The 25,453-nt window shown below is 70.9% G+C and carries 23 protein-coding genes and 1 tRNA gene; 5 read left to right on the top strand and 19 right to left on the bottom strand.

Annotated features, from left to right (window positions below):
* Position 1: 1 nt before the first annotated feature.
* The 13 genes from secD to pgsA all read right to left on the bottom strand — a co-directional run bounded on the left by secD (position 2) and on the right by pgsA (position 11,680).
* Positions 2–1,771 carry a protein translocase subunit SecD gene (secD, locus tag AB0I51_RS06240; RefSeq protein WP_362971980.1) on the bottom strand — a complete coding sequence of 590 codons (1,770 nt, stop codon included), beginning with the start codon at positions 1,769–1,771 and terminating at the stop codon, positions 2–4.
* Positions 1,772–1,913: 142 nt separating this feature from the next.
* Positions 1,914–2,420, bottom strand: a complete 507-nt coding sequence (gene yajC / locus AB0I51_RS06245) for a preprotein translocase subunit YajC (protein ID WP_019066366.1) — start codon at positions 2,418–2,420, stop codon at positions 1,914–1,916.
* Positions 2,421–2,585: 165 nt separating this feature from the next.
* A complete protein-coding gene (ruvB, locus tag AB0I51_RS06250) occupies positions 2,586–3,656 on the bottom strand; it encodes a Holliday junction branch migration DNA helicase RuvB (protein WP_093624529.1) in 1,071 nt (356 codons plus the stop codon).
* A gap of 9 nt (positions 3,657–3,665) precedes the next feature.
* Positions 3,666–4,274 carry a Holliday junction branch migration protein RuvA gene (ruvA, locus tag AB0I51_RS06255; RefSeq protein WP_362971983.1) on the bottom strand — a complete coding sequence of 203 codons (609 nt, stop codon included), beginning with the start codon at positions 4,272–4,274 and terminating at the stop codon, positions 3,666–3,668.
* On the bottom strand, positions 4,271–4,846 hold the full coding sequence (ruvC, locus tag AB0I51_RS06260; RefSeq protein ID WP_362971985.1) for a crossover junction endodeoxyribonuclease RuvC: 576 nt from the start codon (positions 4,844–4,846) through the stop codon (positions 4,271–4,273). Before ruvC ends, ruvA begins: the two co-directional genes overlap by 4 nt.
* A 108-nt stretch (positions 4,847–4,954) precedes the next feature.
* Complete coding sequence (locus AB0I51_RS06265) at positions 4,955–5,707, bottom strand: YebC/PmpR family DNA-binding transcriptional regulator (RefSeq protein ID WP_019066362.1); 753 nt, start codon at positions 5,705–5,707, stop codon at positions 4,955–4,957.
* 51 nt (positions 5,708–5,758) lie between these two features.
* Positions 5,759–6,361, bottom strand: coding sequence for a pyridoxal 5'-phosphate synthase glutaminase subunit PdxT (gene pdxT / locus AB0I51_RS06270; RefSeq protein WP_362971987.1), 603 nt, complete (start codon positions 6,359–6,361; stop codon positions 5,759–5,761).
* Positions 6,361–7,272, bottom strand: coding sequence for a pyridoxal 5'-phosphate synthase lyase subunit PdxS (gene pdxS, locus AB0I51_RS06275; protein WP_093624535.1), 912 nt, complete (start codon positions 7,270–7,272; stop codon positions 6,361–6,363). Before pdxS ends, pdxT begins: the two co-directional genes overlap by 1 nt.
* A gap of 127 nt (positions 7,273–7,399) precedes the next feature.
* Positions 7,400–7,942 (bottom strand): hypothetical protein, encoded by a 543-nt coding sequence (locus AB0I51_RS06280; RefSeq protein WP_362971990.1) that lies wholly within the window; start codon positions 7,940–7,942, stop codon positions 7,400–7,402.
* 25 nt (positions 7,943–7,967) lie between these two features.
* Complete coding sequence (locus tag AB0I51_RS06285; protein WP_362971992.1) at positions 7,968–8,801, bottom strand: formylglycine-generating enzyme family protein; 834 nt, start codon at positions 8,799–8,801, stop codon at positions 7,968–7,970.
* Positions 8,802–8,877: 76 nt separating this feature from the next.
* A complete protein-coding gene (locus AB0I51_RS06290) occupies positions 8,878–10,038 on the bottom strand; it encodes a glycosyltransferase family 4 protein (protein ID WP_362971994.1) in 1,161 nt (386 codons plus the stop codon).
* Complete coding sequence (locus tag AB0I51_RS06295) at positions 10,035–10,946, bottom strand: phosphatidylinositol mannoside acyltransferase (RefSeq protein ID WP_362971996.1); 912 nt, start codon at positions 10,944–10,946, stop codon at positions 10,035–10,037. Before AB0I51_RS06295 ends, AB0I51_RS06290 begins: the two co-directional genes overlap by 4 nt.
* Positions 10,943–11,680: a phosphatidylinositol phosphate synthase gene (gene pgsA / locus AB0I51_RS06300; protein ID WP_362972519.1), complete on the bottom strand. Its 738-nt coding sequence runs from the start codon at positions 11,678–11,680 to the stop codon at positions 10,943–10,945. The genes AB0I51_RS06295 and pgsA overlap by 4 nt, the downstream gene beginning before the upstream one ends.
* 218 nt (positions 11,681–11,898) lie before the next feature.
* On the opposite strand from pgsA, the gene AB0I51_RS06305 reads away from it, so the two are divergent.
* Positions 11,899–14,094, top strand: a complete 2,196-nt coding sequence (locus tag AB0I51_RS06305) for an elongation factor G-like protein EF-G2 (protein ID WP_362971998.1) — start codon at positions 11,899–11,901, stop codon at positions 14,092–14,094.
* A 330-nt stretch (positions 14,095–14,424) separates the two neighbouring features.
* Entirely contained in the window at positions 14,425–16,089 is a 1,665-nt protein-coding gene (locus AB0I51_RS06310) for a hypothetical protein (RefSeq protein WP_362972000.1), read from the top strand.
* A 17-nt stretch (positions 16,090–16,106) separates the two neighbouring features.
* Here the strand turns inward: AB0I51_RS06310 and AB0I51_RS06315 are convergent, their stop codons facing one another.
* Positions 16,107–16,667 carry an HIT domain-containing protein gene (locus tag AB0I51_RS06315; RefSeq protein WP_362972002.1) on the bottom strand — a complete coding sequence of 187 codons (561 nt, stop codon included), beginning with the start codon at positions 16,665–16,667 and terminating at the stop codon, positions 16,107–16,109.
* Positions 16,668–16,734: 67 nt separating this feature from the next.
* Here AB0I51_RS06315 and AB0I51_RS06320 point away from each other — a divergent pair, with 67 nt between their 5' ends.
* Positions 16,735–17,391, top strand: coding sequence for a potassium channel family protein (locus AB0I51_RS06320; protein WP_362972004.1), 657 nt, complete (start codon positions 16,735–16,737; stop codon positions 17,389–17,391).
* A 37-nt stretch (positions 17,392–17,428) separates the two neighbouring features.
* Here the strand turns inward: AB0I51_RS06320 and thrS are convergent, their stop codons facing one another.
* From thrS to AB0I51_RS06335, 3 genes are all read right to left on the bottom strand, one after another.
* On the bottom strand, positions 17,429–19,405 hold the full coding sequence (gene thrS / locus AB0I51_RS06325) for a threonine--tRNA ligase (RefSeq protein ID WP_362972006.1): 1,977 nt from the start codon (positions 19,403–19,405) through the stop codon (positions 17,429–17,431).
* A gap of 113 nt (positions 19,406–19,518) precedes the next feature.
* Positions 19,519–20,742: a hypothetical protein gene (locus tag AB0I51_RS06330; protein ID WP_362972008.1), complete on the bottom strand. Its 1,224-nt coding sequence runs from the start codon at positions 20,740–20,742 to the stop codon at positions 19,519–19,521.
* Entirely contained in the window at positions 20,739–21,305 is a 567-nt protein-coding gene (locus AB0I51_RS06335; RefSeq protein ID WP_362972010.1) for a DUF4365 domain-containing protein, read from the bottom strand. The genes AB0I51_RS06330 and AB0I51_RS06335 overlap by 4 nt, the downstream gene beginning before the upstream one ends.
* A 169-nt stretch (positions 21,306–21,474) precedes the next feature.
* Here AB0I51_RS06335 and AB0I51_RS06340 point away from each other — a divergent pair, with 169 nt between their 5' ends.
* A complete protein-coding gene (locus AB0I51_RS06340; RefSeq protein ID WP_362972012.1) occupies positions 21,475–22,200 on the top strand; it encodes a 3'-5' exonuclease in 726 nt (241 codons plus the stop codon).
* Between the two features lie 192 nt (positions 22,201–22,392).
* Here AB0I51_RS06340 and AB0I51_RS06345 read toward each other — a convergent pair.
* Positions 22,393–22,464: transfer RNA gene (locus AB0I51_RS06345), tRNA-Val, on the bottom strand.
* 39 nt (positions 22,465–22,503) lie between these two features.
* Positions 22,504–22,950, bottom strand: coding sequence for an SRPBCC family protein (locus tag AB0I51_RS06350; protein ID WP_362972014.1), 447 nt, complete (start codon positions 22,948–22,950; stop codon positions 22,504–22,506).
* Positions 22,951–23,015: 65 nt separating this feature from the next.
* On the opposite strand from AB0I51_RS06350, the gene AB0I51_RS06355 reads away from it, so the two are divergent.
* Positions 23,016–25,451, top strand: a complete 2,436-nt coding sequence (locus AB0I51_RS06355) for a hypothetical protein (RefSeq protein ID WP_362972016.1) — start codon at positions 23,016–23,018, stop codon at positions 25,449–25,451.
* Positions 25,452–25,453: the final 2 nt, after the last annotated feature.

Here is a 25,453-nt window from a genome sequence, read left to right on the forward strand (position 1 = left end):
CTCACGCCTCCTTCGGGTCGACGGGGGCGGAGGGGCGGCGGGTGCGGCGCAGGGGCGCCTTGGCGCCGAGGGCCTTCGGGTCGAGGCCGGAGAACTTGTGGCCGGTCGCGAAGAACTTACGGCGGGCGAGGATCGTCATCAGCGGCTTGGTGAAGAGGAAGACCACGACGACGTCGAGCACGGTGGTCAGACCGAGCGTGAACGCGAAGCCCTGGACCTTGCCGACGGTGACGATGAACAGCACCGCGGCGGCGAGGAACGACACGAAGTCGGAGACCAGGATGGTGCGCCGGGCGCGGGGCCAGGCCCGCTCGACGGCGGGGCGCAGCGAGCGGCCCTCGCGGATCTCGTCCCTGATGCGTTCGAAGAACACGATGAACGAGTCCGCGGTGATACCGATCGCGACGATCGCGCCACAGACGGCCGGCAGGTTCAGCGCGAAGCCGATACCGGGGCCGAGCAGGGCCATGATCACGTAGGTGAGGATCGCGGAGACCAGCAGCGACGGGATCGCGATGACCGACAGGCCGCGGTAGAAGATCAGCAGGTAGATGACGACCAGCGCGAGGCCGATCGCACCCGCGATCAGACCGGCGTGCAGCTGCTCACCGCCGAGGGCCGCGGTCACCGTGGTGACGCTGTCCTCCTTGAAGGTCAGCGGCAGGGCGCCGTACGACAGCATGTTGGCGAGGCTCTGGGCCTCTTCCTGGGTGAAGCTGCCGGAGATCTCCGCGCTGCCGCCGGTGATCGACGAGCTGACGGAGGGGCTGGAGACGACCTGGCCGTCGAGGACGATGCCGAACTCGTTCTGCGGGGTGGTGTTCTTCGCCAGCTCACCGGTGACCTTGGCGAACTTGTCGCCGCCCTTGCCGGTGAAGTCCATGGTGACCTGCCAGCCGGCGGCGGTCGTCGTGTTGTAGACGGCCGAGGCCTTCTTGACGTCCGTGCCGTCTACGGCGGCGGGACCGAGCAGGTACTTGTACCAGACGCCGCTGACCTGGCCGCAGGCCACGGTCGCGTCGGTGGCCTTGGCGCCCTTGCCCGCGGTGTTCTGGACCGACTTCTTGGAGCAGTCGAGCGCGGTGTACTGGGCCTCCAGCTTGGCCGCCGCCGCGCTGGCGGCGCTGCTGCTGGACGCCGACGGGGAGGCGCTGGCCGAGGCCGAGGCGCTGGCGCTCGCGGACGGGGTGGAGCCAGCCTTCAGGGCGTCGCTGGCCGCACGTCCCTGCGAGGTGGCGCTGGCCGACGGGGTCGCGGAGCCGGTCTTCGACGACGAGGCGGTCGTCTTGGGACTGGCCGAGCTCGACGGGCTGCTGGAGGCGCTGCCGGAAGCACTCGGGGACGGGCTCGCCGCGGCGCCGACCGACGCCTCCGTGGCCAGGACCGGGCGGAAGTACAGCTTGGCCGTGGTACCGACCTGCTGCCGCGCCTCCTCCGAGTTCGTGCCCTTGGGGATGTTGACGATGATGTTCCTGGTGCCCTGCGTCTGGACCTCGGCCTCCGAGACACCAAGACCATTGACACGGCGGTTCATGATGTCGACCGCGGTGTTCATGTTGGCCTTGTTGATCGCGGACTCCTGGCCCTTCTCCGGGACGGCCCGGAGAGTGATGCTCGTACCGCCGGCCAGGTCGATGCCGAGACGCGGAGTGGTGTGCCCGGATGCGAACATGCCACCGGTGAGCGCCACAATGGCGATCAGGATGAGGGCCAGCGAGCGCCCTGGCTTGCTCTGGGCGCTCGCGCTACGGCCCCTCTTAGGTGCTGCCACCTTCTCGTACTCCCTCTCGGGCCGCTCCGCGCCGGGTCAGCGCGCCTGCGGCCATGACATGGTGTCGGGATCCCGTGCGAGCCACGCACGTACCCGGGGTGCGCGGGGCGCAAGCGGATCGCGCCGCGCTCCCGGGACGTGACTACTTCGCGTCGGAGTCGCCGTCGGTCTTCTTCGGCTCTTCGTCCGTCTTGGCCTCTGCGGCCTCAGCCGGCTCCTCGGTGGCGTCGGCGGGCTCTTCGGCCGCGTCCTTCTTGCCGAGGTCGATGGGCTTGTCGTCGGAAGAGTCGGCGGCGGGCTCGTCGGTCTCGGTGAGGGAGGAAGCGTCGTCCGGGACGACGTCGGAGTCGTCCTTCAGGTCGTGCTCGATGCCGTGGACGATGCGGTTGTACTCGTCGTCGGTGAGGACGGCGCCGATCGCGTTCTTCGCGAAGAGGAGCTCGACACCGGGGCCGGCGTCGAGGAGAACCGTCTCCTCGTTGACCTCCTTGACCGTCGCGTACACGCCCCCGATCGTGCGGACGCCGGTGCCGGGCTGCATGTCATTACGCATCGACGCGGCCGCCTGCTGCTTGCGCTTGGCAGAGCGGGTCATCAGGAACATGGCCCCGATGAGCACGATGAACGGGAGGAGGGTCACGATATTCACGGGACGGAATTTCCTTCGCACGACCGCGGCGGTGAGCGGCCTGGTGGATGGGGGTGGTCGGCGCCGCCCACAAAGGCGGCATCGGCGGAGTCTAAGCGAGTCCACGCTGATGGAACAACGCACAGCATGGCACCGGGGTTCCTGACCCGGCCAGTGCCCCCGCCGTCACGCCCCGAACAGGTCCCCTTGTCCGTTTCCCCCGGTTGACGAGCGGGGCGGGGTGAGGCCGAGATGGGCCCACGCGGCGGGAGTGGCGACGCGTCCCCGGGGCGTGCGGGCCAGCAGACCTTCGCGTACGAGAAAGGGTTCGGCGACCTCTTCGACGGTCTCGCGCTCCTCCCCCACCGCGACCGCGAGCGTGGAGAGGCCGACCGGTCCGCCGCCGAACAGCTTGAGCAGCGCTTCGAGGACACCGCGGTCGAGCCGGTCGAGGCCGCGGCCGTCGACCTCGTACACCTTGAGGGCCGCCCCGGCGATGTCGCGGGTGATGAAGCCGTCGGCCTTGACCTGCGCGTAGTCCCGTACGCGGCGCAGCAGCCGGTTGGCGATACGGGGGGTGCCGCGGGAGCGGCCGGCGATCTCGGCGGCGCCGGCGGGGTCGATCTCCACGTCGAGGAGGTTGGCCGAGCGGTGGATGACGCGCTCCAGCTCGGCGGGTTCGTAGAACTCCATGTGCGCGGTGAAGCCGAAGCGGTCGCGCAGCGGGGGCGGCAGCAGTCCCGCGCGCGTGGTGGCGCCGACCAGGGTGAACGGCGGCAGTTCGAGCGGGATCGCGGTGGCGCCGGGGCCCTTGCCGACGATGACGTCGACGCGGAAGTCCTCCATCGCCATGTAGAGCATCTCTTCGGCGGGCCGGGACATGCGGTGGATCTCGTCGAGGAAGAGGACCTCGCCCTCCTGGAGGGAGGAGAGGATCGCGGCGAGGTCGCCGGCGTGCTGGATGGCGGGGCCGCTGGTGATGCGGATGGGGGCGCCCATCTCGGCCGCGATGATCATCGACAGGGTGGTCTTGCCGAGGCCGGGGGCGCCGGAGAGCAGCACGTGGTCGGCGGTGGCGCCACGCGCGCGTGCGGCGCGCAGGACGAGGTCGAGCTGTTCGCGGACCTTCTCCTGGCCGATGAACTCGCCCAGGTCCTTGGGGCGCAGGGCGGCCTCGACGGCCTGGTCCTCGCGGTCGGCGACCGAGCCCACCAGCCGCTCGGCGGCGGTCTCGTCGGTCGTGTCGTCCCAGTTCACTGACGTCTCCTAGCGGGCGCGGTTCAGGGTCTGCAGGGCGGCCTTGAGCAACTGCCCCACCTGCGGCGCCCCTTCGGCGGCCTCGGCCTGCGGTGCTACGGCGGCCACGGCCTCGTCGGCCTCGCGGGTGGCGTACCCGAGGCCGATGAGGGCCGCGTGCAGCTGGTCGCGCCAGCCGCTGGTGACCGGGGCGCCGATCGCCGGGGCGGCGCCCACGGGTGCGCCGAGCCGGTCCTTGAACTCGAGGAGCAGCTTCTGCGCGCCCTTCTTGCCGATGCCGGGCACCGCCATCAGCGCCTTCTCGTCACCGGCGGCGACCGCCCGGCGCAGGGCGTCCGGGGTGTGCACGGCCAGCATCGCCTGCGCGAGCCGGGGGCCGACACCGGTCGCGGTCTGCAGCAGCTCGAAGATCTGGCGCTCGTCGTCGTCCACGAAGCCGTACAGGGTGAGCGAGTCCTCGCGTACGACGAGGGAGGTGGCGAGCTTGGCCGGCTTGCCGAGGCGGAGCGTGGAGAGTGTGTTCGGCGTGCACTGGATCGCCATGCCGACACCGCCGACCTCGACCACGGCGGCGTCGGGAGCGAGTGCGGCGACCGTGCCACTGACGAAGGCGATCATGCGGTACGGCCTTTCGATGCGTTCGGGTTCTTGGCTGCGTGCAGGGCGACGGCCTGCTGAAGTCGGTTCTGGGCGACCGCCTGTTGGAGGCGGTTCTGCGCGGGGGCCCGCCAGATGTGGCAGATCGCGAGGGCGAGGGCGTCGGCCGCGTCGGCGGGCTTGGGGGGCGCGTCGAGCCGTAGCAGCCGGGTCACCATGGCGCCGACCTGGGCCTTGTCGGCGCGTCCGCTGCCGGTGACGGCGGCCTTGACCTCGCTCGGGGTGTGCAGGGCGACCGGGATGCCGCGGCGGGCGGCGCACAGCATCGCCACGGCGCTGGCCTGGGCGGTGCCCATCACCGTACGGACGTTGTGCTGGCTGAACACCCGCTCCACGGCGACGCATTCGGGCCGGTGCTCGTCCAGCCACGCTTCGATGCCCTGCTCGATGGCGACCAGGCGCAGCCCCAACTCGGCATCCGCCGGGGTCCTTACGACACCGACACCGACCATCGTGAGCGGCCGGCCGGCGACGCCCTCGACGACACCGACGCCGCAGCGGGTCAGACCGGGGTCCACCCCGAGTACGCGCACACCAACCCCCCTCGTTCGATCGCCTGTTTGTGCAGGCTATCGGGTGTCACTGACAAAGCGACGGGCCGACGGGGTGTGTCCCGTCGGCCCGTTCGGCTTGTCGGCGGCTCAGGCGTCGACCTTCTCCATCACTTCGTCGCTGACGTCGAAGTTGGCGAAGACGTTCTGCACGTCGTCGCTGTCCTCCAGGGCGTCGATCAGCTTGAAGATCTTGCGGGCGCCCTCTTCGTCGAGCTCGACCTGCATGGTCGGGACGAAGTTGGCGTCGGCGGAGTCGTAGTCGATCCCGGCGTCCTGGAGCGCGGTGCGGACCGCGACCAGGTCGGTGGCCTCGGAGATGACCTCGAAGGACTCACCCAGGTCGTTGACCTCCTCGGCGCCCGCGTCGAGCACGGCACCCAGGACGTCGTCCTCGGTCAGCTCGCCCTTGGGGACGACGACGACGCCCTTGCGGTTGAAGAGGTACGACACGGAGCCGGGGTCGGCCATGTTCCCGCCGTTGCGGGTCATGGCGACGCGGACGTCCGAGGCGGCGCGGTTGCGGTTGTCGGTGAGGCACTCGATGAGCACCGCGACACCGTTGGGGCCGTAACCTTCGTACATGATCGTCTCGTAGTCGGCGCCACCGGCTTCGAGACCGGCGCCGCGCTTGACGGCGGAGTCGATGTTCTTGTTCGGGACCGAGCTCTTCTTGGCCTTCTGGATGGCGTCGAACAGCGTCGGGTTGCCGGACACATCGGCACCACCGGTACGGGCCGCGACCTCGATGTTCTTGATCATCTTCGCGAAGAGCTTGCCGCGCTTGGCGTCGATCACGGCCTTCTTGTGCTTCGTCGTAGCCCATTTAGAGTGGCCGGACATCTGCCTGTCTCCTTCGCGTAACCCAACTCTTTACGAACCCCAGAGATCCTACTAGGACCCCGGAGCCAGGTTCGCGCGCACCATGTCGACGAACAGGGAGTGCACGCGGTGGTCGCCGGTCAGTTCCGGGTGGAACGACGTGGCGAGCGCGTTGCCCTGGCGGACCGCGACGATGTGGCCCTCGTGTTCGGCGAGGACCTCCGTCTCGGCACCGACGGACTCGACCCAGGGGGCGCGGATGAAGACGCCCTCCACAGGATCGCCCTCAATGCCCCGGACGTCGACAGCTGCTTCGAAGGACTCGTTCTGACGTCCGAAGGCGTTGCGGCGCACGATCATGTCGATACCGCCGATCGTCTCCTGGCCCGAGCGCGGGTCGAGGATCTTGTCGGCGAGCATGATCAGGCCGGCACAGGTGCCGTAGACGGGCATACCGGCACGCACACGTGCGCGAAGGGGGTCCATGAGGCCGAAGAGGACGGCCAGCTTGGAGATGGTGGTGGACTCACCCCCGGGGATGACGAGGGCGTCCACCTCGGCGAGTTCCTCGGGGCGCCTGACCTGCCTGGCCACGGCGTCGGCCGCGGCCAGGGCGATCAGGTGTTCCCGTACGTCGCCCTGGAGCGCGAGCACTCCGACTACGGGAGTGGCCATCACCAGCCCCGGTTCGCGTAACGCTCGGCCTCGGGGAGGGTGTCGCAGTTGATGCCGACCATGGCCTCGCCGAGGTTGCGGGACGCGTCCGCGATGATCTTCGGGTCGTCGTAGAACGTGGTCGCCTTGACGATCGCGGCGGCGCGCTTGGCCGGGTCGCCGGACTTGAAGATGCCGGAGCCGACGAAGACGCCCTCGGCGCCGAGCTGGCGCATCAGCGCGGCGTCGGCGGGGGTGGCGACGCCACCGGCGGAGAACAGCACGACCGGGAGCTTGCCGAGCTCGGCGACCTCGCGGACCAGCTCGTACGGGGCGCGCAGGTCCTTGGCGGCGGCGTACAGCTCGTTGTTGTCGAAGCCGCGCAGGCGGGCGATCTCGTTCTTGATCTGGCGCAGGTGGCGGACCGCCTCGACGACGTTGCCGGTGCCGGCCTCGCCCTTGGAGCGGATCATCGCGGCACCCTCGGCGATGCGGCGCAGGGCCTCGCCCAGGTTGGTGGCACCGCAGACGAAGGGGGTGGTGAAGGCGAACTTGTCGCTGTGGTTGACCTCGTCGGCCGGGGTGAGGACCTCGGACTCGTCGATGTAGTCGACGCCGAGGGACTGCAGGACCTGGGCCTCGACGAAGTGGCCGATGCGGGACTTGGCCATGACGGGGATGGAGACCGCCTCGATGATCTCCTCGATCATGTTCGGGTCGGACATCCGGGCCACGCCGCCGTCCTTGCGGATGTCGGCGGGGACCCGCTCCAGGGCCATGACGGCGACGGCGCCGGCGTCCTCGGCTATCTTCGCCTGCTCGGCGTTGACCACGTCCATGATCACACCGCCCTTGAGCTGCTCGGCCATCCCGCGCTTCACGCGCGCGGTGCCGGTCTCGGGAGTCTGGGCGGAGCTGGGGGTGCTGGACACGGGGTGACCTCACTCGGTGAAAGAGGGCTGCTGCAGTACCGAGGAAACGCGAGAGATGCAGGCCACAGCAAGGGCCAATGAGCACCCGGTGGATCGTTTTCGAACCGCTGTGCCCCGCGGGCAACCGCTACGCCGCCCGGTCCACCAGTGCCGCCGGTGGCTCGTCGTCCATTTCGAAGGCCATGGGGAAGGGGGCGTGTCCGGCCAGGCGGAACCAGCGGACCTTGCGGTGTTCGCGCAGGCGGCGGGCCGCGCCCACGGTGTCGTTGTGGAAGCGCCGGGCCATCGGGACGCGTCGTACCGACTCGGCGAGTTCGCGGGCCGCCGCCTCTCCGCCGGGGGCCTCGCGGACGCCCTCGACCTGCGGGGGCTCGGCGAAGACGGCGCGCAGGGCCTGGCTCAACTCGCTCTCGGCGAACTCCCGTTGCTCCTCCTCGGCCTGCCGGGCGGCGTGCGCGGCTTCGTAGAGGACGATCGAGGCGGCCGGGTCGAGGACGCCGGAGGTGGCCAACTCCTGTGTCACCGAGGCGCGGCGCAGCAGTTGGGCGTCGAGCGCCGCGCGGGCCGCGTCGATCCGGGCGTGCAGCCGGTCTAGCCGGCCAGCGGTCCAGCTCAGGTACAGGCCGATCGCCACCAGGGCGACGAGGATCCAGATCAGGGTTGGTGTCACGGGCGGCAAGGCTACCGGGCGGCGGTCACGGTCCCGCCAGGTCCCACGCGCAACGGAAACTCCCGTGCCCCGTCGAGGAGTCGGGGGTGTTCTTCGAGCGGGCGGCGACCCGGTAGCGGTGGCAGTAGGAGGCGTGGCAGAGGTATGAGCCGCCGCGGATCACGCGTTCCTCGCCGCCGGGTACGAAGCGGTCGGCGCACCACTCCCACACGTTGCCCGATGTGTTGAACAGGTTGAAGGCGTTGGGCTCGTACGCGTCCACCGGGACCGTGCCCGTCGCGCCGCCGGTGCGGGTGCTGGTCCTGGGGAAGTCGCCCTGCCAGGTGTTCAGCCGCTCGGGGGCGAAATCGTCGCCCCAGGGGTAACGGCGACCGTCGAGGCCACCCCGTGCCGCGTACTCCCACTCGGCCTCGGTGGGCAGCCGGGCGCCCGCCCAGGCGCAGTAGGCGAGGGCATCGTGGTGGGAGACATGCACCACGGGATGGTCCGCGCGGCCGACGACTTCGGAACCGGGGCCCTCCGGTGCTCTCCAGGAGGCGCCTTCCACGCCGAGCCACCAGGGTGCCGCCTCGACCCGGCCGGACACGGCGTCCCGCGCGCGGGGGTGCAGCAGCAGGTGGAACACGAACGAACTGCCGTACCGCTCCGCCTCGGTGACGTATCCGGTGTCGTCCACGAAGCGGGCGAAGCGCGCGTTGGTGACGGCGGTCGCGTCGATGCGGAACGGCTCGACGGTCACCGTACGGACGGGGCCCTCCGCGTCCTCCGGGTAGCCCTCGTCGAAGGCGTCGCCCATGCGGAACTCACCGCCGGGCAGGGCGATCGCGCGGCTGTCGTCGGCGGATCGGCCGACGGGCACCCCGAGTTGGAAACCCGGACCGACCTCCCCGCGCGCGGGAGAGCAGCACGCCCCCGCGCGGTCGCCGTCCCGCACCTCAGTCCCGGGCCAGCCCGAGCCGCGCCCGCAGCCCGGTGCGTTCGTCGGTGGCGACGGCCGCCGCGCCGGCGGTCACCGTCTCGTACACGGACAGGATGTCGGCCCCGACCGTCGACCAGTCGAAGCGCCGCACATGGGCGCTCCCGCTCCGCCGCAGCTGCGCCAGCCGCTCGGGGTCGCCCAGGAGCCGTACGGCCGCCTCGGCGAGGGTGTCCGCGTCCTCGTTGGTGAACAGCTCGCCGGCCGCGCCCTGGTCGAGCACCTGCGCGAAGGCGGGCAGGTCGGAGGCGAGGACCGGGGCGCCCGCCGACATGGCCTCGACGAGGATGATGCCGAAGCTCTCGCCGCCGGTGTTGGGGGCGACATAGAGGTCGATGCTGCGCAGGAAGCGGGCCTTGTCGTCGTCGCTGATCATGCCGAGGAACTCGACACGTGAGCGCAGTTCCTCGGGGAGCGTCTCGACGGCCTCCTCCTCGTCGCCGCGTCCGGCGACCAGCAGCCTCGCGTTCGGCCGCTCGGCGAGGATCCTCGGCAGGGCCTTCATCAGCACCGGGAGGCCCTTGCGGGGCTCGTCGATGCGCCCTATGAAGCCGATCGTCTCCCCCTGCCACTCCGGCTTGGGCTCTGCGCGGGCGAAGAAGTCGACGTCGACGCCGTTCGGGATGACGACCGCGTCCCCGCCGAGGTGTTCGACGAGCGTGCGGCGGGCGTACTCGCTCACGGCGATCCGCGCGCTGATCTTCTCCAGCGCGGCCTGCAGGATCGCGTACGCGGCGATCATCGCCCGGGAGCGCGGGTTGGAGGTGTGGAAGGTGGCGACGATCGGGCCCGAGGCCGCCCAGCAGGCCAGCAGGCCCAGCGACGGCGAGGTCGGCTCGTGGATGTGGATGACGTCGAACTCGCCGTCGTGCAGCCAGCGCCGGACCCGGGCGGCGGACAGGAAGCCGAAGTTCAGCCGGGCCACCGAGCCGTTGTACGGCACCGGGACCGCGCGGCCGGCCGAGACGACGTACGGCGGGAGCGGGGTGTCGTCGTCGGCCGGAGCCAGGACGGACACCTCGTGGCCGAGCCGGATGAAGTACTCGGCAAGGTCTCTGATGTGGAACTGGACGCCGCCCGGCACGTCCCAGGAGTAGGGGCAGACGATACCGATCCTCACGAGGGCCCCTTGGTGGGATCGAGATCCGCGAGCCACAAGCGCTGCAGCATGTGCCAGTCCTCCGGGTGGTCGGCGATGCCGGTGGCGAAGGCGTCTGCCAGCGCCTGTGTCATGACAGACGTCTTCTCGGCGCGGTCACCTGACTCGGGCACCTCGACGGGCGGATGGACCAGCCCCCGCATGACCGGCGAGTCGTCGTACCAGAGCGTCACCGGGAGCAGCAGCGCGCCCGTCTGCTGGGCGAGGAGGGCCGGTCCGGCGGGCATCCGGGTGGCCTCGCCGAAGAAATCGACCTCGACCCCGGAGGAGGACAGGTCACGCTCGGCGACCAGGCAGACCAGGCCGCCGTCCCGCAGCCGCCGGGCCAGCGTGCCGAAGGCGGTGCCGCCGCTGTGCGGCAGGACCTCCATGCCGAGGCCCTCGCGGTAGGCGACGAACCGGTCGTAGAGCGTCTCCGGCCTGAGGCGTTCGGCGACCGTGGTGAACGGGGTCTCCAGGGCGGTGGTGACCCAGGCGCCCGCCAGGTCCCAGTTGGCGAGGTGCGGCAGCGCGAGGATCACGCCCCGGTCGGAGGCGATGCCGTCGGTCAGGTAGTGCACGTCCTTGGGGTCGAAGCCCGTCCTGACGCGCTCGGGGCTCCAGGCGGGGAGCCGGAACGACTCCATCCAGTAGCGGAGGTACGACCGCATGCCCGCGCGCGAGAGCTCGGCGAGCCGCTCGGGGCTCGCGTCGGGCACCACGCGCGCGTAGTTGCTCTCCAGCCGCCGTACGCCCTTGCCGCGGCGCTTCCAGGCGAGGTCGGCGATGGTGCGGCCGAGCCGGACGGCGACCGGCTCGGGGAGCTTCTTGACCGTGCTCCAGCCGAGGCCGTAGAGCGCGTCCGTCAGCCGCTCCTGGGCGCTGCTCACGGCGTCGCCCCGCTGCTGTGCTGTTCCGTGGTCTCCTGGGCCGCCGTGGCGTCGGCCTCGGCGGCCTCCCGGCGGACCGTGACGACCCGCTGGATCAGCGTGACCAGGCTGCCGACGGCGACGATCCACAGCGCGACGGGCAGCAGCCACTGGATACCCGGGACGCCGAACTTGTGCAGACCGGCGAGACCGCACGCGACCAGCGAGATCACGAGCCGCTCGGCGCGTTCGACGAGGCCGTTGACGGCGACGGGCAGCCCGATCGCCTCGCCGCGCGCCTTGGTGTACGACACCACCTGGCCGCTGGCCAGGCAGAAGATCGAGACGGCGCACAGGGTGATGTTGTCGCCGCCGCCCGCGTACCAGAGGGCGAGGCCGCCGAAGATCGCGCCGTCGGCGACCCGGTCGAGCGTGGAGTCGAGGAAGGCGCCCCAGCGGCTGGAGCGGCCCAGCTGGCGGGCCATGTTGCCGTCGACGAGGTCGGAGAACACGAACAGCGTGATCACGACCGTGCCCCAGAAGAACTCGCCCACGGGATAGAAGACCAGCGCGCCCGCGACCACTCCGGCGGTGCCGAGGAGGGTGACCGTGTCGGGGCTGACGCCCCGGCGGATCAGAAACGCGGCGAACGGCGTGAGGACACGCGTGAAGAATGCACGCGCGTACTTGTTCAGCATGGCCTTCCCGAGGGTCGGTGTCGCCGCGCGGCCCCTGCTGGCCACCGGCGGGCCCATCGTAGCCACGCGCGCGTGCGGGCGGCGGACGGGCACTCGGACACGGGACCTGTGGCCCGGTTCGTCGGGACCTACGGGCACGATCACGTCCGCTGTATGGACGCACCGTGACGGGAGTGGAAAGCTCGAAGCACCGCGGGCGTCATCGGAGCCGCCACCGCACGCGGCACCGTGTGTCCGCGCCCACAGTGACCTCACCGTGCACGGGAGGCAAGGCCATGGGCGACAAGGCGAACGCACACCCCGGAGCCGCCGGCAGGGCTACAGCGGCCGACCACCCCGCGTCCGTACGGAATGTGGTGCTGGTCGGCCACTCCGGATCGGGCAAGACGACTCTGGTGGAGGCCCTCGCGCTGACCGCAGGGGCAGTGAACCGGGCGGGCCGCGTGGAGGACGGCGGCACCGTCTCCGACTACGACGAGATCGAGCACCGGCAGCAGCGCTCGGTGCAGCTCTCCCTGGTGCCCGTCGACTGGGACGGGTACAAGGTCAATCTTCTGGACACCCCCGGATACGCCGATTTCGTCGGCGAGTTGAGGGCCGGTCTGCGTGCGGCGGACGCGGCCCTCTTCGTCGTCTCGGCCTCCGACGGCGTGGACGGCTCGACCCGCATGGTGTGGGAGGAGTGCGCGGCGGTGGGCATGCCGCGCGCCATCGTCATCACGCACCTGGAGTCGGCCCGCGCCGACTTCGAGTCGATGACCCGGAACTGCGCGGAGGCGTTCGGCGCGGACGACCCCGACGCCGTACTCCCGCTGTATCTGCCGCTGCACCGCGCGCCGGGGCCCGACGGGCACGCGCCCGTGACCGGTCTCGTGGGGCTGCTGTCGCAGAAGCTGTTCGACTATGCGTCCGGGGAGCGCAAGGAGTCCGAGCCCGGGCCCGACCAGGTTCCCGGGATCGAGGAGGCCCGCAACCGGCTCATCGAGGGGATCATCTCGGAGAGCGAGGACGAGACCCTCATGGACCGCTACCTCGGCGGCGAGGACATCGACGTCAAGACGCTGATCGCGGACCTGGAGCGGGCCGTCGCGCGCGGGGTGTTCTTCCCCGTCCTTGCCGCCGCCCCAGCCGCCGAGGGCGCCCGCCAGGGTCTCGGGACGGTCGAGCTCCTTGAGCTGATCACGCGGGGTTTCCCGACCCCGCTGGAGCGCGAGGCACCCGGGGTCACCACGGTCGACGGCAGGGCGCGGGAGCTGAAGCCGTGCGATCCGAACGGGCCGCTGGTCGCCGAGGTCGTGAAGACCGCCTCCGACCCGTACGTCGGCCGGGTCTCCCTGGTCCGCGTCTTCTCGGGCACCCTGCGCCCCGACGAGACGATCCATGTCTCCGGGCACGGCCTCGCCGACCGCGGGCACGAGGACCACGACGTCGACGAACGCGTCGGCGCCCTCTCCGCGCCCTTCGGCAAACAGCAACGCGCACTCACGCACTGCATCGCGGGCGACCTCGCGTGCGTGGCGAAGCTCGGCCGCGCGGAGACCGGGGACACTCTCTCGGCCAAGGACGACCCGCTGCTCATGGAGCCCTGGGAGATGCCCGACCCGCTGCTGCCGCTCGCCATCCAGGCGCACAGCAAGGCGGACGAGGACAAGCTCTCGCAGGGCCTGAGCAGGCTCGTCGCCGAGGACCCCACGATGCGCCTGGAGCAGAACCAGGACACCCACCAGGTCGTCCTGTGGTGCCTCGGCGAGGCCCACGCGGACGTCGCCCTGGAACGGCTGCGCAGCCGCTACGGCGTCCAGGTCGACCTCGTGCCGCACAAGGTCTCCCTGCGGGAGACGTTCGCCGCCAAGGCGCAGGGGCGCGGCCGGCACGTCAAACAGTCGGGCGGGCACGGGCAGTTCGCGATCTGCGAGATCGAGGTCGAACCGTTGCCGGGCGGCACGGGCATCGAGTTCGTGGACAAGGTCATCGGCGGCGCGGTGCCGCGGCAGTTCATCCCGTCGGTGGAGAAGGGCGTAAGGGCCCAGGCCGCCAAGGGAGTTGCCGCAGGGCATCCTCTCCTCGACGTACGGATCACGCTCCTGGACGGCAAGGCGCACTCGGTGGACTCCTCGGACGCCGCGTTCCAGACGGCCGGCGCGCTGGCGCTGCGGGAGGCGGCGGCCGACGCGCAGATCCATCTCCTCGAACCGGTCGCCGAGGTGAGCGTGCTGGTCGGCGACGACTACGTGGGCGCGGTCATGAGTGACCTCTCCGGGCGGCGCGGCCGGGTGCTCGGCACCGAGCAGACGACCGGCGGGCGCACCCTGATCCGGGCCGAGGTCCCGGAGATAGAGATCGGCCGCTACGCCGTCGACCTCCGCTCCCTCTCGCACGGCACGGCCCGCTTCAACCGCGCCTACGTCCGGCACGAACCGATGCCGCCGCAGATCGCCGAACGGATCCGTGAAGTGGCGGGCGACGCCTAGGAGTTGATGCCGGCGGCTCACTCGTGGCTTGCTCCGACCCATAAGTGACCCAAATGGAACGGTCCGTTCCGGGCAGGCGGCGCGAGTGAGCCGTAGGGGTGCGCCGGTGTCGAGAGGTCGAGCGCGCGGAGGCCCGAAGGGCTGAGCACGGTCGGGCTCTCGACACCGGCCGAGAGCGCCCGCCGGCGAACGAGCCAAAAAAGGGGGCTTCGGTCGTCCGCCTACGCATGTCAGTGATGGCCGATACGCTGATGACCTGATCAACAGGTGTGCGGAGCACGGAAGTCGGGAAAGCCGCAGAAGCGGGAGCAGCGGCGATCGGGGGCGGGAATGACCGTTGACAGCGGTTATGCGGACATCTTCGGACCACAGGTGCCGCGTACGGGCGACGAGGGCCAGACGGCGACCTTCGCGCTGGCCTCGGCGGCCTACCGGGACAACCCGGTCGAGGACATAAAGAAGGCCGACAACGAATGGCACCAGACGGCGGTCAATCCCGGTATCTGGACGACGCTCTTCCGCCCCAACCTCGGTGAGGCGTTCTCCGGAGCCGTGATCGCCCGCATGCTCGGCCCCGGCCGCAAGCCGCTCATCCAGTCGTTCGGCACCGAACCGCAGGCCGTCGTCGAACACGCCCTGGCGGCAAACAACATCCGCCGGGCCCGGGACAACCGGCTCTCCGCGATCATGGTGCTGTGCGGCCTGCTCTTCCTGCCCGGTCTCATCGTCTGGCTTCTGGTCTTCCAGCTCCGCAGCATGATCGGCAGCCGTACCAAAAACGACAAGCGGGCCGGCGCGATCGCCACGACCCTGCTCGTCGCGGTGGGCGCCGCCGCCGTGATCTTCCTGGTCAAGGCGCCGTTCGCGGGCTTCTGGTCCTGGTACGCGCGCGCGTGCGTGGTCCTCCCCGTGGTCGGCTGGCTGTGGGCCAAGCAGGTCTGCGAGAACACCGCGAAGGATCTGCGCGGTCGCTGGGACAGCCTGCTGTCCGGCAGCAGCGTCGGCGCCAAGGTCCCCGAGGCGGTGCCGACCAGCCCCGGCGAGACCCAGGCCGAACAGCTCCGCCAGTCCCTGGCCAAGCTCAGCGCCGAGCAGCAGTCCAACTCGATCTTCTACGCCGGGCCCAAGGGCATCCTCGGCATGGGCACCCGCTGGGGCAGCTGGCAGCTGGCCGAGGACCTGATCGCGCGCGACGCCGACCGGGAGATCCACCCCTTCCGCAGCTGGGACGTCATCCGCAACATCCATGACGACCTGCGCATGCTGGAGCGGAACACGATCAACACCGGCGGCTTCCCGAAGGCGTCGGTACGGCACTGGATCGTCACGCCGGTCGGCGAGGGCGCCAAGGCGGTGTCCCGGCCGGACGGCACGGACGTGGAGGCGTACCAGGTCAAGTCGCACGCGATACAGGACATCTGCAACAAGCAGCAGTTCGGCAGCGGCGAGCGGCACTACCTGGGTGTCCAGTGGACGCTCTGGGAAGGACAGTTGATCATCACGATGATGATCACGGTGACCGTGCTGCACAAGACGCTGCGCATCGAGATCACCGGGCACGCCCTGGGTCCCGTGAACTCACTGTTCACCGGCAAGCCCGAGGCCCCCTCGAAGGACGTCCAGAAGACCCTGAAGCCGTGGGAGACCCGCAAGGTCAAGCTCCCGCTGGTCCCCGCCGACGAGGTGGTGCGGCTCGCGGTCCGCGCCCCGATCACCTGGTACCCGCCACTGCTGAACTGGCTCGGCGGTTCCATATCCCTGCCCGAGCCGTTCGGTCTGCGGCACGCCTGGGCCGACCAGCCCTGGCGGCACCGCTTCATGGCGGACGACGCGCTGCGCGCCGCGACACCGGTACTGCGCGTGGTGCACGCCGCAGCGATCCGCGTCCTCGACGAGAACGGCGTGGACACGGAGAAGTTCGGCAACCGCTCGGCGTTCCTCAGCACCAACGTGCAGGACGCGTCACCGCGGAAGGCCGACCTCTACGACGCCTAGGAAGCCGGCCGCGTGGTTCACGCCGTGGGCCACGCGTCCGCCAGCATCTTCCGGGTGTCCGCGAGGAGTTGGGGCAGCACCTTGGTGTGGCCGACCACCGGCATGAAGTTGGTGTCGCCGCCCCAGCGCGGGACGATGTGCTGGTGCAGGTGGGCGGCGATGCCCGCGCCCGCCACGCTCCCCTGGTTCATGCCGATGTTGAAGCCGTGGGCGCCGGACGCGGTGCGCAGGGACGTCATCGCCTGCTTGGTGAGCGCCGCGAGTTCCACGGTCTCCGCGTCGGTCAGGTCGGTGTAGTCGGCGACATGGCGGTAGGGCACGACCATCAGATGGCCGCCGTTGTACGGGTACAGATTGAGCACCCCGTACACCAGCTCCCCACGCCTGACGATCAGCCCGTCCTCGTCTGATTTCGCCGGAATCGAGCAGAAGGGGCAACCGTCGTCGGCCCCGGGGCCGGTCGGCTTGTTCTCACCCTGGATGTAGGCCATCCGGTGCGGGGTCCACAGGCGCTGGAACGCGTCCGGCGTCCCCACTCCGATCTGCTGCTCCGGCTCACTCGTCATGCAAGTCAGCATATGGCTTCGCTCGTTCGCGGCGTGTCGCCGGGGTTGCGGGAGGGGCACCCACCGCCAAGCTGGACCGATGGACGACGACACCCGCAAGGCCCGCTGGGAGCGCAGCACGGAGGTTCCGCTCGCCGTGGCGTCGATGGCCTTCCTCGCCGCGTACGCGGTCCGCATCCTGGCCCACAGTCTGTCCGGCGACTGGAAGGACCTCTGCCTCGCCGTGCTGTTCGGCGCGTGGGCGCTCTTCGCCGTGGACTACGTGGTCCGCTGGCGGCTGAGCGGCGAACGGCTGCGCTTCGTCCGCACGCACTGGCTGGACACCCTGGTGCTGATCCTGCCCCTGCTGCGCCCGCTGCGGGTCGTCAAGGCGTACGAGGCCGTGCAGCGCCGGCACGGCGAGCCCCGGCTCGCGCTGCACGCGCGCGTGATCGTCTATTCCGGGCTGTCCACCACCCTGCTGGGCTTCGCCGGCGCCCTGTCCGTCTACCAGACCGAGCACACGGCACCGGGCGCGACGATCAAGACCTTCGGCGACGCCGTGTGGTGGATCTGCGCGACCTTCGCGACCGTCGGCTACGGCGACGTCGTGCCCATCACCCCGCTCGGCCGGCTGATCGCCGTCGGCATGATGGGCATCGGCCTGGCCCTGCTCGGCACCGTCACCGGAACCTTCGCCTCCTGGCTGCTCCAGGTCTTCGCGAGGGAGGACGACGAGAGGCCCCCGGGGATCTGAACTCCCCCGAGGGCCTCCCGAAGCCGAACCGAAAGGGTCAGACCTGCACCCGGTCCGCCACGATCTGCTCGATCTTCGCGATGGCCGCGTCGAACGCGATGCCGTTCTCCTGCGAGCCGTCGCGGTAACGGAAGGAGACCGTGCCGGCGTTCATGTCCTCGTCGCCGACGATGACCATGAACGGCACCTTCTGCTTCTGCGCGTTGCGGATCTTCTTCTGCATCCGGTCCGAGGAGGAGTCGACCTCGACGCGCAGCCCCTTCTTCTTGGCCGCCGCGGCGAACTTCTCCAGGTACTCGACGTGCGAGTCCCCGATCGGAATCCCGACCGCCTGCACGGGGGCCAGCCATGCCGGGAAGGCGCCCGCGTAGTGCTCAAGAAGCACGGCGAAGAACCGCTCGATGGACCCGAACAGGGCCCGGTGGATCATGACCGGCCGCTGCTTGGAGCCGTCGGGACCGGTGTACTCCAGGTCGAACCGCTCGGGCAGGTTGAAGTCGAGCTGGACCGTCGACATCTGCCAGGTCCGCCCGATCGCGTCCTTCGTCTGGACGGAGATCTTCGGCCCGTAGAACGCGGCGCCGCCCGGGTCGGGCACGAGCGGCAGCCCCTGCTTCTCGGCGACCTGACGCAGCGTCTCCGTGGCCTCTTCCCAGACCTCGTCCGAGCCGACGAACTTCTCCGGGTCCTTGGTGGACAGCTCCAGGTAGAAGTCGGTCAGGCCGTAGTCGCGGAGCAGGTTGAGGACGAAGGTGAGCGTCTTGTCGAGCTCGTCGGCCATCTGCTCGCGCGTGCAGTAGATGTGCGCGTCGTCCTGCGTGAAGCCCCGCGCGCGGGTCAGGCCGTGCACGACGCCCGACTTCTCGTACCGGTACACGGTCCCGAACTCGAAGAGCCGCAGCGGGAGTTCACGGTAGGAACGGCCGCGCGCGTCGAAGATCAGGTTGTGCATCGGGCAGTTCATGGGCTTGAGGTAGTAGTCCACGCCCTCGTCGAGCTGCATGGGCGGGTACATGCCGTCGGCGTACCAGTCCAGGTGCCCGGACGTCTCGAAGAGCTTCCCCTTCGTCGCGTGCGGGGTGTAGACGAACTCGTAGCCCTCCTCCTCGTGACGGCGCCGCGAGTAGTCCTCCATCACCCGGCGGACGACGCCGCCCTTGGGGTGGAAGACGGCCAGGCCGGAGCCGATCTGGTCCGGGATGGAGAAGAGGTCCAGCTCGTTGCCCAGCTTGCGGTGGTCGCGCTTCTCGGCCTCGATCAGGAAGTCGAGGTGCGCCTTCAGCTCCTCCTTGGAGGGCCAGGCGGTGCCGTAGATGCGCTGGAGCATGGGGTTCTTCTCGCTGCCGCGCCAGTAGGCGGCGGCGTTGCGCATCAGCTTGAACGCCGGGATGTTCCGGGTGGTCGGCAGGTGCGGACCGCGGCAGAGGTCCTTCCAGCACAGGTCGCCGGTCCTGGCGTCGAGGTTGTCGTAGATCGTCAGCTCGCCGCCGCCGACCTCGACGTCCGCGCCGTCGTCCGTGGACGCCGAGCCCTTGATGCCGATCAGTTCGAGCTTGTACGGCTCGTTCGCCAGCTCCGCACGGGCGTCCTCGTCGGTCACCACGCGGCGCGAGAAGCGCTGGCCGCGCTTCTGGATCTCCTGCATCTTCTTCTCGATGGCCTTGAGATCCTCGGGCGTGAACGGCCGCTCGACGTCGAAGTCGTAGTAGAAGCCGTCCTTGACCGGCGGGCCGATGCCGAGCTTGGCCTCGGGGAACAGCTCCTGCACGGCCTGCGCCATGACGTGCGCGGTGGAGTGGCGCAGGATGTTCAGGCCGTCGGCGGAGGAGATCTCGACGCCCTCGACCTCGTCCCCCTCGGAGACGACGTACGCCAGGTCCTTGAGCTCTCCGGCCACGCGCGCGGCGATGATCGAGCGCTCGCCGGCGAAGAGCTCGGCGGCCGTCGTGCCCGTCGTCACCGCGCGCTCTTCCCGCTCGGAATCGCGTTGGATGATCACGCGGACGTCTGACACCGGTCTCTCCTGACTGCGGGGTGGATGCGGCGCCATACCGTGAGCGCGCGCATTAGGGGATCGTACCGACCCTACGGGGCCCACCGCGAAACGGTTGCCGCACTCCCCCTCCCTCAGTCCTCCCCGCTGCACGCCTCCTCGAAGAAGTCGAGGTTCTCCTGCAGCGACTTCATCAGCCGGTCCCGCTCCGCCTCGTCCACCTGCACGGGTACGACCCCGGAGGCGCCGGTCAGCCGACGGAAGCCGCCCCGGCTCTCCAGCCGCCCGTGCACCCGCACCGGGAGCCCGACGAGGTGGGCATGCCCGGCTATCCGGTACGACTCCTCGTCCAGCGTCATCCGGACGTGCCCGACCTCGGCGCCCGCGAGCACCTGCATCCGTACGGTGCCCTCGCCGCGCGGCCCCGACCGGCGCATCCGCACCACCGAGCCGGTGATGCGCACGGCCATGGACGGTTCCTCGCGCAGATAGCGGGCCCCGGCCGCGCGCAGCACGGGCAGGTCGCCGGGCGAGAACTCGACGGCCTCGGCGGGGGCGGCACAGCCCTCGGGGACACCTGCGGCGGGCGCCCACTCGACGGCGATCCGGGCACCCTCGGTGCCACGCACGAGCGCGACGACGGCCTCGGTCAACTCACGGCTGACGCCCGCCTCAACGGCCCCGTCGAAGGCGTCCATGCCGCCGGTGGCCCGCTCGTAGTCGATGGCCTCGCGGGTGGCGTACAGCGCCTGGTGCAGGCGTACGGCGAGGGCGCGGCCGGTGTCGACGGGGACGAACGCGGTGAGCTGCCGGCCGCCGGGGGCGGAGCCGACGAGGACGTGTTCCAGGGACGCGGCGGCGGGGCGGCGGTGGCGGGCGCCGTAGTAGCCGGCACGCGCGCGGGTGGCGAGGGCGGCGGCGAGCAGCATCTGGCGGGCGGCGGCGCGGAGTTGCTCCTCGACGGTCCAGGGCGCGGTGCCGGCCGGGCCGGTCGGGACGTCCCGCCACCAGCGGATCTCGTCGCTCGGTACGGCGAGGCCGACCAGGACCTCGCGGGCTGAGGGGGTGTTGCTGCGGGCGAGCGCGATGAGCGCCTCGCCGAGGAGGTCGTCGCTGTCGGGGAAGGCCCGGCTCTCGGGGACCAGCAGACTGGTTCCCGAGCCGCCGGGCCCTGGTGGGGTCCAGCGGCCGTAGCGTCCGGGGGCGCCGCCGCGCCGCTGCCAGCCGTGCCGGCGCAGCAGGGCGGCGAGGACGGCGGGGTCGACTTGATCGGGCTCGGGGGGACGCTCCCAGGAGGTGGTGTCCACGGGATGCGGCCGTACCTGCCTCAGGTGCTCCTCGACCGAGCGGTCCCTCATGGCCTGCCTCCCGTCCCGACCCGCGTCATGATCTCGCACAGCGCCCGGTCGTCGAAGATGCGCGCGGTGGGTATCCGCACGGTGGTCCGGGTCCGGCCGGTGATCGCGTGACCGGCGAGGTTGACCCAGTAGCAGCAGTGCCGAAGGTCGAGCCGGTCGTGGCTGGCGCGCAGCCATTCGTCCTGGGAACGCGGGACGAGCATCACGACCAGGATCTTGTGCACCGAGACCGGGGTGCGGGCGAGCTTGCGCAGGTGGTCGTTGTCGAGCGTGAAGGAGAAGGAACGGCCGGGCGGGTTCGGCGGGATCTGGTAGGTGCACTTGAGCTGCACCTTGATGGTGACCTCGTCGTCGACGGTGTGCCCGGGCGAGCCGTGACTGACGTGCCAGTCGATGCCGTTGTCCGGAAAGGGCTGCGACAGCGAGCAGCCGGCCGCGGCGGCGACGGCGTGCAGATAGCCCACCTGCAACGTTTCCATGCAGGCGGTGGTGGCGAGCGATCCGCGATGGGGTGCCGTCCGTTCGGGCAGCAGCCCGCCCCGCTCGGGCTGCGCTATCACCATGACCAAATCGCCTTCCACGCCGAGTGTTTCCCCGTACCGGGCCGCTGAACTGCAAAGACCCGTACTCCTGTTGTGTCCTTCCGGCGTACGGCGCAAACAGCACGGGTATCACCAAACAGGCAGAAGACGGTACGTCAGCTGCCGTGGGTGAACGAGGAGTTGTGTACGTATGACGTGCTGGTACGAGGGCCCGTTGGCCGCGTTCGACACGGAGACCACGGGCGTGGATGTGGAGACCGACCGGATCGTGTCGGCCGCCGTCGTCGTCCAGGACGCCCCCGGTACCCGTCCCCGGGTCTCCCGGTGGCTGGTGAACCCGGGGGTGCCGGTGCCCGCCGGGGCGACGGCGATCCATGGACTGACGGATGAGCATCTTCAGCGCAACGGCCGCTGGCCCGCGCCGGTGATGCACGAGATAGCCGACGAGCTGGCCGAACAGGCGGCCATGGGACGCCCGTTGGTGGTCATGAACGCACCGTTCGACCTGACCCTGCTGGATCGCGAACTGCGCCGGCACCGCGCGTCCTCGCTGGACCGCTGGTTCGAGGCTGCGGCGCTGCGGGTGCTGGACCCCCGGGTCCTCGACAAACACCTGGACCGCTACCGCAAGGGCCGCCGCACCCTCACCGACCTGTGCGCGCACTACGGCGTCACGCTGGACGGCGCGCACGACGCGGGCGCGGACGCGCTGGCCTCCCTGGAGGTGGTACGGGCCCTGGGCCGCCGCTTCGCGACCCGGCTGGAGCGTCTGTCCCCCGCCGAACTGCACACTCTGCAGTCGACGTGGCACGCGGCGCAGGCACGAGGACTGCAGGCGTGGTTCACGCGCAGCGGCACACCGGAGGTGGTGAGCACCGATTGGCCACTCCGGCGAGAACTGGACGCGGCGGCCTGACGCCGGTACCCGTCCCGGTCGGTGGGGATGTCTGCACCGGCGCCCCGACCGCTGGAGGAACCGCCGGAACTCCCTGGACCGGAGGCCTCGTTGGCCACCGGGGCCGAGGCTCCGACGGCCTGTCCCAGGCGGCCGAGGACGAGCACGGGACACAAAAAAACCGGCCCGCTGATGCGGACCGGTTTTCCCCGGTGGGCGATACTGGGTTCGAACCAGTGACCTCTTCGGTGTGAACGAAGCGCTCTCCCACTGAGCTAATCGCCCGGGAACGGACTGAACAATACAGGCCCCCGCCGGTTTCCTTCAAACCGCTTCCAGGTGCGCGAGCAGCCCGCGCCGTCCGGCCCGCATCATCAGCGCGTGGTTGAGCCGGAACACCGGTCTCCCGGGTACGGCGAACCACCGGAGCAGCGGCCGGTTCAGGTCGACCTCCTGGTCGTAGCGGGCGAGCGTGCCGGGGCCGTCGGCCGTGAGCGTCCAGCGCGCCCAGCCCTCCAGATCGCCGGTCATCGCGATCTCCAGCACCCCGGCGGCCGGATCCCGCCGCACTTCGCGCGCGGTGAAGGTCAGGGCGTACGGCAGGCTCGCGCGTATGCGAATGACGCCGGTGGTGTCGTCGAGCTGGTTGACCTGACGCACCTGCGGCCACCAGCGGGGATAGTCCTCGGCCCGTTCCAGGAGCGGGTAGACGACGGCGGGCGGCGCGGGCAGCTCCCACCGGGCGTGGAAGCGGTAGTGGATCCAGTCCATGGCGGGAGCCTGCCCACCGAAAGGCCCGTCTCCCGGCAATCGGGGACGTTTGAGTACCCGTACTCATGCCGTACGGCGTGACGGGCGCCACACTCCGAGTCATGACGCACATCCCGCCCCCGGCCGCGGAGTTGCAGCTCCTCGATGCCGAGCTGCGCCAACTGGACGTCCGCCGTGCGCAGTTGCTGCACCGCCGGGCCTGGCTGCTGACCGCGCTTCAGCCGGCCTGGTCCGCGCCCTCGGCGCCACCGCTGCCGGCCGCGTCGCCCCGCCGCGAGGCCACCGCCCCCGGCGTGCAGAACCTGCTGCTCGTGCTCGGCGGCATCCTCCTCGCTCTCGCAGCGACGGCGTTCACGCTGCTCAGCTGGGGAAGCATGGGGATCGCGGGCCGGGCGCTGGTGCTCGGCGGGGTGACCCTGGCTGCCCTCGGCGCGCCCGTGGCGCTGTTGCGGCGGGGCCTGCGTTCCACGGCGGAGTCGATCGCGGGCATCGGTCTCGTGCTGACGGTGCTGGACACCTACGCGCTGCACGAGGTCGCGTTCCCGGACGGGGACGGCGTTTCGTTCGCGACTGTCGCGTCGGCCGTTCTCGCGGTGCTGTGGACGGCGTACGGCGTCGGGACGGCGGCGCTCCCCCGCCCTGCCGTCACACGTACCGCACCGGTCACCGCAACCACCTCACCGACCCTTCTCCTCCCCCTCCCCGCCGCGCTCGCGGTCGCCCAACTCCCCTTGATCCTCTGGGCGATCGCGGCCGGCGGGGGCCTTCGTACGATCACGGCGGCGGTGCTGCTGACCGCCGTCACCGACATGGTTGTCGCGCTCCGGGTCACTCCCAGGGCCGTTCGTGCGGTCGCCGCCGGTGGTGCGTTCGGCATGGGCGGCTGGGGCGTACTGGCGACCGGCCTCATCTCCCTGGATGCGGCCGGTCCGGGCGCCGCCGCCCGTGCGGCGGCGCTCTTCACCCTCGCGGCGGCGGGCGCGTCCGGCGCCGCGTGGCTCGCTTCGGGCCGTGGCCTCAGGACGACCGCCGCAGCGGCGGGCGGCCTGTTCGTGGTCGCCGCGCTCGGCGGACTGCTGCGCGCGTCACTGCCTGCCGACTGGACGGTTCCCGGCTATCTGACGTGCGGAATCGCCCTGGTGGCACTGGTACGGAGCCGACTCCCCCAGCCCGTACGCGACGGCCTCGGCTGGGCCTCCGGTGTCGTGCAGGCGGGCGCGGCGTTGTGGACACTGCCCGCCGTCGGCGTCACGCTGCTCGGCCCGGCCGCATGGCTGTCCCGCGCGTGGTCCGGCGCGCCCGGCAACACCCGTGAGGCGGCGGCGACGGACACCTTCTGGCCGGAGCACGCGACCACAACTCCCTTGCTCCTGCTCGCGGTTGCCGCAGTGCTGGCCCTCACGGTCCGCGCCGCCCGGTGGCGCCCCCAGGCGCTGACCGCCGCCCTCACCCTGACCTGGGGGACGGCACTCACCTTCCCGACCGCGCTGCAACTGCCTTACAACATCGGACTGTTGGTGTACGGGGGCACGCTCATGGCCCTGCTCGCGCTCGGGCACCGCACGGCGACGACACTCGCCCTGGTCACTTCTCTCAGCCTCGCCTGTCTCGCCCTGGCCGCCGAGCCGGCCACCCTCGCCGTCCTCGCCTCGCTGACGGCCGTGTTCGCGGCAGGCGCCCTGCGCGGGCGCCTCGCACCGGCGACCGCCGCCGCCTCACTCGGCTACGCGACGGCCCTCACCTGCGCGGTGGGCGCCTCCCTCGACTGGCAGCCACAGCACATCGCACTGCTGGTGCTGCTCGTACCGGCTGCCGCCGCACTCCTCACGGCACGCATCACCGACCCGGCCACCACCAAGGCGGTCGAGATCGCGGGGGCTGCGGCAGCGCTGATCGCGATCGATCTCGCGACGGCCGAACTGCCTGTGCTGGCACTGGTATTGGCCCTGTGCGCAGTGATCGTGGCGGGTACGGCGATACGGCCCGAGCGCAGGAGCCTCGGCCATGTGGCCGCCGGCCTCTTCGCCCTCGCCGCCTGGGTGCGGCTGGGCACGTGGAACGTCACCGACCCCGAGGCGTACACGCTGCCGGTGACCGTCCCCGCGCTGTTCGTCGGCGCGCTGCGCAGGCGCCGCGACCCGAGCGCCACGTCCTGGACGGCCTACGGACCCGGGCTCACCGTCACGCTCGCGCCGAGCCTCCTCGCGGCCTGGACCGACCCGCACTGGACCCGCCCGCTGCTGCTGGGCACGGCCGCGCTGACCGTCACCCTGCTGGGAGCCCGGCACCGCCTGCAGGCACCGCTCGTCCTCGGCGGCAGCACCCTCGCGCTGGACGCGCTGCACGAACTCGCCCCGTACCTCGCCCAGGTCGTCGGCGCCCTCCCCCGCTGGGCACCTCCCGCCCTCGCCGGACTCCTGCTGCTCGCACTCGGCGCGACGTACGAGCAGCGGATCCGGGACGCCCGGCGGGTGCGGGAGGTCCTGGGGAGGATGAACTAATC

Origin of the sequence: Streptomyces sp. NPDC050549 (assembly GCF_040655035.1) — a bacterium.
In the GTDB taxonomy this organism is placed as follows: domain Bacteria; phylum Actinomycetota; class Actinomycetes; order Streptomycetales; family Streptomycetaceae; genus Streptomyces.